Genomic DNA, 11,976 nt, shown 5'->3' with positions numbered 1-11,976 from the left:
CGTCAGTCCACCAGGTCACGCACGACCGCGTCGGCGAGCAGCCGGCCCTGGAGGGTCAGGGTGGCGCGGCCGTCGGCGTACGTCCCCGCGGCGAGGAGGCCGTCGGCGAGGTGGCGGTCGGCGGCCCGGCGGCCCGCGGCGGTGAGCAGCTCCAGGGGGATGCCCTCGGCGAGGCGCAGTTCCAGGAGGACGCGTTCGACGCGGCGGTCCTCCTCGGTGAGGACCTCGCGGGCCTGCGCGGGGGTGCGGCCCTCGGCGAGGGCCTGCGCGTAGGCGGCCGGGTGCTTGGCGTTCCACCAGCGCACGCCGCCGACGTGGCTGTGCGCGCCGGGGCCGGCGCCCCACCAGTCGGCTCCGGTCCAGTACAGCTCGTTGTGGCGGCAGCGGCCCTCCGGGGTGGTGGCCCAGTTGGACACCTCGTACCAGGAGTAGCCGGCGGCGGCGAGCGCCTGCTCGGCGATCAGGTAGCGGTCGGCGTGCACGTCGTCGTCGATCATCGGCAGTTCGCCGCGCTTGACCCGGGCGGCCAGCCGGGTGCCCTCCTCGACGATCAGGGAGTAGGCGGAGACGTGGTCCGGTCCGGCGCCGATCGCGGCGTCCAGGGAGGCCCGCCAGTCGTCGTCGGACTCGCCCGGGGTCCCGTAGATGAGGTCCAGGTTGACGTGCTCGAAGCCGGCCCCGCGGGCCTCGGCGACGCAGGCCTCGGGGCGGCCGGGCGTGTGGTGGCGGTCGAGCAGCTGCAGGACGTGCGGGCGGGCGCTCTGCATGCCGAAGGAGATCCGGTTGTAGCCGCCCTCGCGCAGCTCCGCCAGGTAGGCCGGGTCGACGGACTCCGGGTTGGCCTCGGTGGTGACCTCGGCGTCCGGGGCGAGCCCGAACTCCTCGCGCAGCGCGGTGAGCATCTTCACCAGGTCCCGGGCGGGCAGCAGGGTGGGGGTGCCGCCGCCGAGGAAGACCGTCTGCACGGGGAGGTCGACCGGGCCGAGCACCTTGCGGGCCAGCCGGATCTCGGCGACCACGTTGTCCGCGTAGGTCTCCTGGGAGGCGACGGCCCCGGAGGAGCGCAGCTCGGTGGCGGTGTAGGTGTTGAAGTCGCAGTAGCCGCAGCGGCTGGCGCAGTACGGCACGTGCAGGTAGAAACCGAACGGCCGCTCGCCGAGCCCGGTCAGGGCGTGCGCGGGCAGGGAACCGTCGGACGGCACCGGATCGCCGTCGGGGAGTGCGGAGGGCATGACCCCATTGTCCCGTACGGCCCGGGTGTCCCGTGCGGCCCGCGCACCCCGTACGGTTCGCGCGACCGGGCGCGGACCGTACGGGGCGGGTGGCTCAGGCCTCGTTGGCGCCCGCGTACATCGCGGTGACGGCGTCCGCGTAGGTCCGCTCGACCACCGGGCGCTTGATCTTCAGGCTCGGGGTGAGCTCGCCGTGCTCGATGTCGAGGTCACGCGGCAGCAGGTGGAACCGCTTGATCGTCTGCCAGCGCTGCAGGTCCGCGTTGAGCCGCTTGACGAAGCCCTCGATCAGCTGGTGCACCTGCGGGTCGGCGACCACCTCGGCGTAGGACCGGCCGGCCATGCCGTGCTCGGCCGCCCACGGCATGATGACCGCCTCGTCGAGGCCGATCAGCGCGGTGCAGTAGTTGCGGCCGTTGCCGATCACCAGGATGTTGCTGACGAACGGGCAGACCGCCTTGAACTTGCCCTCGACCTCGCTGGGCGCGACGTACTTGCCGCCGGAGGTCTTGAACAGGTCCTTCTTGCGGTCGGTGATCCGCAGGAAGCCGTCGGCGCTGAGCTCGCCGATGTCCTCGGTGTGGAACCAGCCGTCGGCCTCCAGCACCTCGGCGGTCTTCTCCGGCAGGTCGTGGTAGCCGCGCATGATGCCGGGGCCGCGCAGCAGGATCTCGCCGTCCTCGGCGATCCGGACCTCGGTGCCGGGCAGGGCGCGGCCGACGGTGCCGATCCGGACGTCCTCCTCGCGGTTGACGCAGGAGCCGGCGCTGGTCTCGCTGAGCCCGTAGCCCTCCAGGATCGGCACGCCGGCGCCGAGGAAGAAGTAGCCGATCTCGGGGGCGAGGGCGGCGCTGCCGGAGACGGCACCGCGCAGCCGGCCGCCGAAGGCCGCCCGGATCTTGGCGTAGACGAGCTTGTCGGCCAGGGCGTGCTGGAGCCGCAGCCCGAGCGGGGCGGTGCCGGTGCCGGTGGCGATCCGGCTCTCCTGCACGGCCCGGGCGTGGGCCCGGGCGACCTTGGCGGCCCACAGGAAGATCTTGTACTTGGCCCCGCCCTCGGCACGGGCCCGGCCGGCGATGCCGTTGTACACCTTCTCGAAGATGCGCGGCGCCGAGGCCATCACGGTCGGCCGGATGGCCGGCAGGTTGTGGATGATCCGGTCGACCCGGCCGTCCACGGCCATCACGTGGCCGGTGGCGATCTGCCCGGAGATCAGCGTCTTGCCGAAGACGTGCGACAGCGGCAGCCACATGAACTGGACGTCGTCGGAGCGCAGCAGTCCGCTGGCCTCCTGGGCCCGGCCCTCGTACGCCCAGCAGTCGTGCACCAGGCGCACGCCCTTGGGGCGGCCGGTGGTGCCGGAGGTGTAGATGAGGGTGGCCAGCTGCTCCTTGTCGAGGGCGGCGACGGCCTTCTCGACGGCGTCCGGGTGCTCCTCCAGGTAGGCCGCGCCGCGCTGCTCCAGTTCGGCGAGGGTGAGCACCTCCAGGCCGCCGGTGGCGGGGGCCTCGGCGCCGGGCTCGGGCCCGTCGAAGAGGATGACCGTGCGCAGGTCGGGCAGCTGCCCGATCTGGTCGACGGCCTTGGCCAGCTGGGCGGTGTTCTCGGCGAACAGCGCTCTGGAGCCCGAGTTGGAGAGGATGAAGGCCGTCTCGTCGGCGTTGGTGCTCGGGTAGACGGTCGTCGTGGCGGCGCCCGCGCACATGTTCCCGAGGTCGGCGATGACCCACTCGAGCCGGGTGGAGGCGGCCAGGGCGACGCGGTCCTCCGGCTGGATGCCCAGCGCCATCAGACCGGCGGCCACCGCCTTGACCCGGGTGGCGGTCTGCGCCCAGGTGAGCGAGCGCCACTGCTCGGCGCCGGGGGCGCTGTCCGCGGCCTGCTCGTCGACCGGGGCCGGGTAGCGGTAGGCCTCGCCGTTCGGGGTCAGGGCGACCCGCTCCAGGAACAGGTGGGCGACGGAGGCGGGACGCCCGGCGACGATGTCGGCACTGCCGGAGTCGATCAGGGACTGCGCGGAACTCAACGAGGACCTCCGGGGGCGGGTGGCCGTCTGAGGGATTGTCGCGGCGTCCGTGGGGGCGGTCGCCGGGCCCCCGGTTCACCTGTTCGGTACCGGCGAGTAACAAGGGGGCAATCAGCAGCCTAGGGGGAAACCGGTCATTCCGTAAGGGGGCGAGGCCAGCTGGCACGCCCCCGCGGCGCCGGTGTCCGCCCCGCGACCCCTGCCCGACCCGCGGGAACGGGCCGGCGCGGACCGTACGACCGGGCCCGCGCCGACCTGACGACCGGGCCCGCGTGAACGATACAACCGGGCCCGCCGGGCGATTCGGCAAAGGACTGGACAAACCTCCGGCTCGCACCCCGCGAATCGCCTGTACGAGTGCACCAAAGACCGAGAATTGGGGTGCGAATCCACCCGCCGACGACAAGAGTGTGCCAGTGCTGATCAGACTGCTCAGGGCGTACCTGCGCCCCTACACCCGACCGATCGCCCTGCTGGTCGCCCTCCAGCTGGTGTCCACCCTCGCCGCGCTCTACCTGCCGACGCTCAACGCCGACATCATCGACGACGGGGTGGTCAAGGGCGACACCGGCTACATCCTGCGCGTCGGCGGCGTGATGATCGGCGTCACCCTCGTCCAGGCCGTCTGCTCGATCGGCGCCGTCTACTACGGCGCCCGCACCGCGATGGCCTTCGGACGGGACGTGCGCGCCGCCGTCTTCGACCGGGTGCAGACCTTCTCCTCCCGCGAGATGGGCCAGTTCGGCGCCCCCTCGCTCATCACCCGCACCACCAACGACGTCCAGCAGGTCCAGATGCTGGCCCTGATGAGCTTCACGCTCATGGTCGCCGCCCCGATCATGTGCGTCGGCGGCATCATCATGGCGCTCAACCAGGACGTCCCGCTGTCCGGCCTGCTGCTCGCCGTCATCCCGCTCCTCGCCGCCGTCGTCATCCTGCTGGTGCGCTCGCTGCGCCCCAAGTTCCGCAGCATGCAGGAGCGGATCGACACGGTGAACCGCGTCCTGCGGGAACAGATCACCGGCATCCGGGTCATCCGCGCCTTCGTCAAGGACGACCACGAGCAGGCCCGCTTCGCCGGCGCCAACGGGGACCTCACCCACGTCGCCCTCCAGGTCGGCCGGCTGATGTCCTTCATGTTCCCGGCCGTCATGCTGGTGGTGAACGTCTCCAGCGTCGCCGTGCTCTGGTTCGGCGCCCACCGGATCGACAGCGGCGGCATGGAGATCGGTGCGCTCACCGCCTTCCTCTCCTACCTGATGCAGATCCTGATGAGCGTCATGATGGCCACCTTCATGTTCATGATGGTGCCGCGCGCCGAGGTCTGCGCCGAACGCATCGACGAGGTGCTCGCCACCTCCTCCAGCGTCGTGCCGCCCGCCGCCCCCGTCACCGAGGTGCTGCGCCGCGGCAACCTCGAACTGCGCGACGTCGACTTCCGCTACCCCGGGGCCGAGGCCTCCGTGCTGCGCGGCGTCGACATCACCGCCCGCCCCGGCGAGACCACCGCCGTCATCGGCTCCACCGGCAGCGGCAAGTCCACCCTGCTCGGCCTCGTCCCCCGGCTGTTCGACGCCACCTCGGGACAGGTCCTGCTGGACGGCGTCGACGTCCGCGAACTCGCCGCCGACGCGATCGCCGAGTGCATCGGCCTCGTCCCGCAGAAGCCCTACCTGTTCTCCGGCACCGTCGCCAGCAACCTCCGCTACGGCCGGCCCGACGCCACCGACGAGGAGCTCTGGCACGCCCTGGAGATCGCCCAGGCCAAGGACTTCGTCGAGAAGCTCCCCGAAGGCCTGGACGCCCCCATCTCCCAGGGCGGCGGCAACGTCTCCGGCGGCCAGCGCCAGCGCCTCGCCATCGCCCGCGCCCTCGTCCGCAAGCCCGACGTCTACCTCTTCGACGACTCCTTCTCCGCGCTCGACTACGCGACGGACGCCCGGCTGCGCAAGGCCCTCGCCCGCGAGACCTCGAACGCCACCGTGCTGATCGTCGCCCAGCGCGTCTCCACCATCCGCGACGCCGACCGGATCATCGTCCTCGACGAGGGCGCGGTCGTCGGCACCGGCACCCACCGCGAACTGATGGCCGACAACCCGACGTACCGGGAGATCGTGCTCTCCCAGCTCACCGAGCAGGAGGCGGCGTGACCACCCCCGAGAAGGCCCCCGACAAGGCCCCCGAGGACCAGACCGACCCGGGCGAGGCCCCCGACCTGGGCAAGGCGCCCGGCCCGGGCAAGGCGCCCGGCCGCGGGCCCGCTGCGGCCGGCAGCGAGCTCCCCAGCGACTCGCAGGCCGCCGCCGCCCGCCGCGGCCCGGCCGGCCCGGGCCGCTTCATGGGCGGCCAGGGCACCGAGAAGTCCATGGACTTCAAGGGCTCCGGCAAGCGCCTGCTCGCCCTGCTGCGCCCCGAACGCGCCCTGCTCTCCGGCGTGCTGACGCTCGGCGTCGTCAGCATCGGCTGCGCCGTCGTCGGCCCCAAGATCCTCGGCAACGCCACCGACCTGATCTTCGCCGGCGTCGTCGGCGCCCGCTTCGCACCCGGCACCTCCAAGACCCAGGTCGTCGACGGGCTGCGCGCCCAGGGCCAGGGCGGCGTCGCCGACCTGCTCTCCTCCGTGGACTTCACCCCCGGCCAGGGCATGGACTTCGGCGCCATCGGCACCGTCCTGCTCTGGGTCCTGGCCATCTACGTCGCCTCCGCCGTGTTCGGCATCGCCCAGGGCCGGCTGGCCACCACGGCCATCCAGCGGGCCGGCTACCGGCTGCGCCAGGACGTCGAGGCCAAGCTCTCCCGGCTGCCGCTCAGCTACTTCGACAAGCAGCCCCGCGGCGAGGTGCTCAGCCGGGTCACCAACGACATCGACAACATCGGCCAGTCCATGCAGCAGACCATGGGACAGGTCGTCAACTCGCTGCTCACCGTGGTCGGCGTGCTCGCCATGATGTTCTGGATCTCCCCGCTGCTCGCCGTGATCGCCCTGGTCTCGGTGCCGCTGTCGGTGGTCGTCGCCGCCAAGGTCGGCCGGCGGGCGCAGCCGCAGTTCGTCCAGCAGTGGAAGTCCACCGGCCAGCTCAACGCCCACATCGAGGAGATGTACACCGGCCACACCCTGGTGAAGGTGTTCGGCCGCCAGCGCGAGTCCGCCGAGACCTTCCGCGAGCACAACGAGGCGCTGTTCGCCTCCAGCTTCCGGGCGCAGTTCATCTCCGGGATCATCCAGCCCGCGATGATGCTGATCGGCAACCTGCAGTACGTGCTGGTCGCCGTCGTCGGCGGCCTGCGGGTCGCCAGCGGCGCGCTGTCCATCGGCGACGTCCAGGCGTTCATCCAGTACTCGCGGCAGTTCAGCCAGCCGCTCACCCAGGTCGCCAGCATGGCCAACCTGGTGCAGTCCGGGGTCGCCTCCGCCGAGCGCGTCTTCGAACTGCTGGACGCCCCCGAGCAGACCCCCGAACCGGCCATGCCCGAACGCCCCGACACCGTCCACGGCCGGGTCGCCTTCCAGGACGTGTCCTTCCGCTACGAGCCCGGGAAGCCCCTCATCGAGGACCTGTCGCTCAAGGTCGAACCCGGCCAGACCGTCGCCATCGTCGGCCCCACCGGCGCCGGCAAGACCACCCTGGTCAACCTGCTGATGCGGTTCTACGAGGTCAGCTCCGGGCGGATCACCCTCGACGGGGTCGACATCTCCGCGATGTCCCGCGAGGAGCTGCGCTCCGGCATCGGCATGGTGCTCCAGGACACCTGGCTGTTCGGCGGCACCATCGCCGACAACATCGCCTACGGCGCCCAGGGCGCCACCCGCGACCAGGTCGTCGAGGCCGCCAGGGCCGCCCACGTCGACCGCTTCGTGCGCACCCTGCCGGACGGCTACGACACCGTCATCGACGACGAGGGCACCGGCGTCAGCACCGGCGAGAAGCAGCTGATCACCATCGCCCGCGCCTTCCTCGCCCAGCCGTCGATCCTCGTCCTGGACGAGGCGACCAGCTCCGTCGACACCCGCACCGAGGTGCTGATCCAGCGGGCCATGGCCCGGCTGCGCACCGGCCGCACCAGCTTCGTGATCGCCCACCGGCTCTCCACCATCCGGGACGCCGACGTGATCCTGGTGATGGAGAACGGCTCGATCGTCGAACAGGGCACCCACGACGAGCTGATCGCTGCCGACGGCGCGTACGCGCGGCTGTACCAGGCGCAGTTCGCGGAGGCCGTGGCCGAGGTGGACTGACCCGGACGGGCACGGGGGACGGCCGGAGGGCCGGGGCGGGACTCCACCGCCCCGGCCCTTCGCGTTCCGCACCGGCTTCGCTACCGTGGGCCCGTGATCTCCGAGGACGCGGCCAGGGCCGCCGGTGACGACGACACGGCCGGTGGGACGGGCAGGACGGGCGGGACCGGCGGCGAGCCCGGCGGCGCGACCGCCCGGGGCGGGACCGCCGGTACCGGGACCGCCCGCGCCGGGGTCGGCGACACGGCGCACGACACGGCAGACGACACGGGCGGGGACACGGGCGGGGACACGGGCGGCGACCGCGCGCCGGACGCCTTCGAGGCGAACCGGCGCTACCTCGGCTCCGTCGCCTACCGGCTGCTCGGCTCGTTCACCGACGCCGAGGACGTCCTGCAGGACGCCTGGCTGCGCTGGCGGGCCGCCGACCGCACCGCCGTCCACGACCCGCGCGCCTTCCTGACCACCGTCGTCACCCGGCTCTGCTACGACCAGCTCGGCTCCGCCCGGGCCCGCCGCGAGGCCTACTACGGCGAGTGGCTGCCCGAGCCGTCCGTCTCCTACGCCTCCGCCCCCGACTCCCCCGCCGACCTGGCCGAACGCGGCGAGTCCGTCTCGCTCGCGCTGCTCACCGTGCTGGAGCAGCTCACCCCGGCCGAGCGGGCCGCGTTCGTGCTGCACGACGTCTTCGCCGTCGGCTTCGACGAGATCGCCACCTCCCTCGACCGCACCCCCGACGCCACCCGGCAGCTGGCCTCCCGCGCCCGCCGGCGGGTGCGCGACGGCGGTCGGCGCACCGGCGCCGACCCGGCCGAGCACCGCCAGGCCGTCGAGGCCTTCGCCGCCGCCACCGCACGCGGCGACCTCCAGGCCCTCCTGGAGGTCCTCGACCCGGACGTGGTCTGGCACGCCGACGGCGGCGGCATCGTCCGCGCCGCCGCCCGCCCCGTCCTCGGCGCCTGGAACGTGGCCCGGCTGGTGGTCGGACTGGTCACCAAGTGGTCCACCCCCGACCACGGCTTCGGCTTCGCCCAGGTCAACGGCGAGCCGGGGATCGTCTGGTACGAGAAGGCCACCGGCACCGTCGGCGGCGTGGTCGCCCTCGACGTCGCCGACGGGCGGATCACCCAGGCGTACGTGGTGGTCAACCCGGAGAAGCTGGGCCACATCGACCCGATCGGCGTGTGACGACGGCCCGGTCGGCGTGTGACGACGGCCCGGTCGGCGTGTGACGACGGCCCGGCCGGCGTGTGACCGCGGCCCGGCCGGGATGTGACACGGGTCACCGTCACACTCCCGCCGGCCGCGTCGTCCCCCTCCCGAACAGCGCTCCGCGCGGGCGCACCGAATGGAGGCGGACGAGATGAGCGGCACCACCACCCACCAGCGGATCGTCGTACTGGGAGCCGGCTACGCGGGCCTCAGCGTCGCCAAGCGCGCCGGGAAGCGGCGCCCCGTCACCCTGGTCGCACCCGAGGAGCGGCTGCTCCACCGGGTCCGCCTGCACGAGACGGCGGCCGGTCACGGCCGGCAGTGGCCGACCATCGGCCACCTCGTCCGCGGCCGGCAGGTCGACCACCGGCGGGCCAGGGCCGTCGGGATCGACCTCGCCGACCACCGGGTCCGGCTCGACGACGGCACCACCCTCGGCTACGACACCCTCGTCTACGCCCTCGGCAGCCGCACCGCCTGGCACGACGTCCCCGGCGCCGCCGAGCACGCGTACTCCGCCGAGCAGGCCGCCGAAATCGACCGCCGGCTGCGCACGGCCGACCGGCCCGGCACCCTGGCCGTGGTCGGCGGCGGACCGACCGGCATCGAACTGGCCACCGAACTCGCCGAGAGCCACCCGCAGTGGCGGGTGCACATCGTCGCCGCCGGGCAGGTCGGCGGCATCTACTCGCCCAGGGGCCGCGCCCACGTCCTGCGCGCCCTCGACCGGCTCGGCGTCACCGTCCACGAGCAGGCCACCGTCACCGCGGTCACCGCCGACGGGCTGCGCACCACCACCGGCCCGGTCGACGCCGAGGTCACCGTCTGGGCCGCCTCGATGGAGCCCCACCCGCTGGCCGCCGAGGCCGGGCTGGCCGTGGACGCCCGCGGCCGGGCCGTCGTCGACGACCGGCTGCGGTCGGTCTCCCACCCGGACGTCCACGTGGTCGGCGACGCCGCCGCGGTGACGCTGCCCGGCATCGGCACCCTGCGGATGGGCTGCGCCACCGCCCTGCCGATGGGCCGCTACCTCGGCAAGCTGCTCGACGGGGCCACCACGGCGCCGTACTCGTTCAAGTACGTCGCGCAGTGCGTGAGCCTGGGCCGGCACGACGGGCTGCTCCAACTGATCCACGCGGACGACTCGATGCGGCCCACCGTGCTCACCGGCACGGCCGGGCGGCTGGCCAAGGCGGCGATCGTCGGCGGCGTCTACGGCGCGCTGAAGTAGCCCACGGCGGCCCGGCGGCGGCCACCGGCCGGACCGGACCCGGACGCGCGAAGGGGCCCGGGACGCGCGAAGGGGCCCGGGCGGATGCCCGGGCCCCTTCGGTCGCCTGCGGTTACTTCTTGTCCTTGGGCGCCTCGGCGTCGGTGGACAGCGCGGCGATGAAGGCCTCCTGCGGGACCTCCACGCGGCCGACCATCTTCATCCGCTTCTTGCCCTCCTTCTGCTTCTCCAGCAGCTTGCGCTTGCGCGAGATGTCACCGCCGTAGCACTTGGCGAGGACGTCCTTGCGGATCGCGCGGACCGTCTCACGGGCGATCACCCGGGAGCCGATGGCGGCCTGGATCGGCACCTCGAACTGCTGGCGGGGGATCAGCTTCTGCAGCTTGCCGGCCATCATCACGCCGTAGCCGTAGGCCTTGTCCTTGTGCACGATCGCGGAGAAGGCGTCCACCGCGTCGCCGTGCAGCAGGATGTCGACCTTGACCAGGTTGGCGCTCTGCTCGCCGATGGGCTCGTAGTCGAGCGAGGCGTAGCCGCGGGTCTTGGACTTCAGCTGGTCGAAGAAGTCGAAGACGATCTCGGCGAGGGGCAGGGTGTAGCGCAGCTCGACCCGGTCCTCGGACAGGTAGTCCATGCCCTGCAGGTTGCCGCGGCGGGACTGGCACAGCTCCATGATCGCGCCGACGAACTCGTTGGGCGCCAGGATGGTGCCGCGCACGACCGGCTCGTAGACCTCGGCGATCTTGCCGGTCGGGAACTCGCTCGGGTTGGTGACGGTGTGCTCGGTGCCGTCCTCCATGATCACCCGGTAGATCACGTTCGGGGCGGTGGAGATCAGGTCGAGGTTGAACTCGCGCTCCAGGCGCTCCCGGATGATCTCCAGGTGCAGCAGGCCGAGGAAGCCGCAGCGGTAGCCGAAGCCGAGCGCCACCGAGGTCTCCGGCTCGTACACCAGGGCCGCGTCGTTGAGCCGCAGCTTGTCCAGGGCGTCGCGCAGCAGCGGGTAGTCCGAGCCGTCCAGCGGGTAGAGGCCGGAGAACACCATCGGGCGCGGGTCCTTGTAGCCGCCCAGCGCCTCGGTCGCACCCTTGTGCATCGAGGTGATCGTGTCACCGACCTTGGACTGCCGGACGTCCTTCACACCGGTGATGATGTAGCCCACCTCGCCGACGCCCAGGCCGTCGGCGACCTTCGGCTCCGGCGAGATGACGCCGATCTCCAGCAGCTCGTGGGTCGCGCCGGTGGACATCATGGCGATCCGCTCGCGCTTGGTGAGCTGACCGTCCACGACACGCACGTAGGTGACCACGCCGCGGTAGGAGTCGTAGACCGAGTCGAAGATCATCGCGCGGGCCGGGGCGTCCTTGACGCCGACCGGGGCCGGGACGGTGTTGACGATGTGGTCGAGCAGGTCCTCGACGCCGAGACCGGTCTTGGCGCTGACCTGCAGCACGTCCGAGGGGTCGCAGCCGATGATGTGCGCGATCTCCGCGGCGTACTTCTCCGGCTGGGCGGCCGGCAGGTCGATCTTGTTCAGCACCGGGACGATCGTGAGGTCGTTCTCCAGCGCCAGGTACAGGTTGGCGAGGGTCTGCGCCTCGATGCCCTGGGCCGCGTCGACGACCAGGATGGTCCCCTCGCAGGCAGCGAGGGAACGGGACACCTCGTACGTGAAGTCCACGTGACCCGGGGTGTCGATCATGTTGAGGATGTGCGTCGTCCCGGCGTTCGGACCGGTCTTCGGCGCCCACGGGAGGCGGACCGCCTGCGACTTGATCGTGATGCCGCGCTCGCGCTCGATGTCCATGCGGTCGAGGTACTGGGCACGCATCTGCCGCGGGTCGACGACGCCGGTGATCTGCAGCATCCGGTCTGCGAGCGTCGACTTGCCGTGGTCGATGTGGGCGATGATGCAGAAGTTGCGGATCAGCGCCGGGTCGGTACGGCTGGGCTCTGGCACATTGCTGGGGGTCGCGGGCACCTTGGTCCGATTCTCCGTTGGTCCGGGGCCGGGGGTGTCCGGATCATCGCTGACCGG

The 11,976-nt window shown here is 72.3% G+C and carries 7 protein-coding genes; 4 read left to right on the top strand and 3 right to left on the bottom strand.

The annotated features are described in order from the left end of the window. Positions 1-2: 2 nt before the first annotated feature. Both hemW and ACFYUY_RS03975 read right to left on the bottom strand, forming a co-directional pair. The gene (gene hemW / locus ACFYUY_RS03980; protein WP_387897648.1) at positions 3-1,232 is read right to left on the bottom strand and encodes a radical SAM family heme chaperone HemW; all 1,230 of its coding nucleotides are present in this window, start codon (positions 1,230-1,232) and stop codon (positions 3-5) included. A gap of 94 nt (positions 1,233-1,326) precedes the next feature. After that, the gene (locus tag ACFYUY_RS03975) at positions 1,327-3,258 is read right to left on the bottom strand and encodes a long-chain fatty acid--CoA ligase (protein ID WP_360210190.1); all 1,932 of its coding nucleotides are present in this window, start codon (positions 3,256-3,258) and stop codon (positions 1,327-1,329) included. Positions 3,259-3,674: 416 nt separating this feature from the next. On the opposite strand from ACFYUY_RS03975, the gene ACFYUY_RS03970 reads away from it, so the two are divergent. From ACFYUY_RS03970 to ACFYUY_RS03955, 4 genes are all read left to right on the top strand, one after another. Further along, positions 3,675-5,408 (top strand): ABC transporter ATP-binding protein, encoded by a 1,734-nt coding sequence (locus ACFYUY_RS03970; protein ID WP_387897645.1) that lies wholly within the window; start codon positions 3,675-3,677, stop codon positions 5,406-5,408. Between the two features lie 188 nt (positions 5,409-5,596). Beyond that, complete coding sequence (locus ACFYUY_RS03965) at positions 5,597-7,495, top strand: ABC transporter ATP-binding protein (RefSeq protein WP_360210214.1); 1,899 nt, start codon at positions 5,597-5,599, stop codon at positions 7,493-7,495. A 93-nt stretch (positions 7,496-7,588) separates the two neighbouring features. Continuing rightward, complete coding sequence (sigJ, locus tag ACFYUY_RS03960) at positions 7,589-8,683, top strand: RNA polymerase sigma factor SigJ (RefSeq protein WP_387897642.1); 1,095 nt, start codon at positions 7,589-7,591, stop codon at positions 8,681-8,683. A gap of 175 nt (positions 8,684-8,858) precedes the next feature. Beyond that, entirely contained in the window at positions 8,859-9,938 is a 1,080-nt protein-coding gene (locus tag ACFYUY_RS03955) for an NAD(P)/FAD-dependent oxidoreductase (RefSeq protein WP_387897641.1), read from the top strand. A gap of 112 nt (positions 9,939-10,050) precedes the next feature. Here ACFYUY_RS03955 and lepA read toward each other — a convergent pair whose 3' ends face one another. Further along, positions 10,051-11,919 (bottom strand): translation elongation factor 4, encoded by a 1,869-nt coding sequence (gene lepA / locus ACFYUY_RS03950; protein ID WP_360210197.1) that lies wholly within the window; start codon positions 11,917-11,919, stop codon positions 10,051-10,053. Positions 11,920-11,976: the final 57 nt, after the last annotated feature.

Origin of the sequence: Kitasatospora sp. NPDC004745, assembly GCF_042873275.1 — a bacterium.
GTDB lineage: Bacteria > Actinomycetota > Actinomycetes > Streptomycetales > Streptomycetaceae > Kitasatospora.
Note: the sequence above shows the minus strand (reverse complement) of the source record. Positions and strands in the feature narration are given on the sequence as shown.

Bases quoted from the DNA above. Each gene is read 5' to 3' on its own strand.
- hemW (WP_387897648.1), bottom strand. From the start codon at position 1,232: ATGCCCTCCGCACTCCCCGACGGCGATCCGGTGCCGTCCGACGGTTCC.
- ACFYUY_RS03965 (WP_360210214.1), top strand. From the start codon at position 5,597: ATGGGCGGCCAGGGCACCGAGAAGTCCATGGACTTCAAGGGCTCCGGC.
- ACFYUY_RS03955 (WP_387897641.1), top strand. From the start codon at position 8,859: ATGAGCGGCACCACCACCCACCAGCGGATCGTCGTACTGGGAGCCGGC.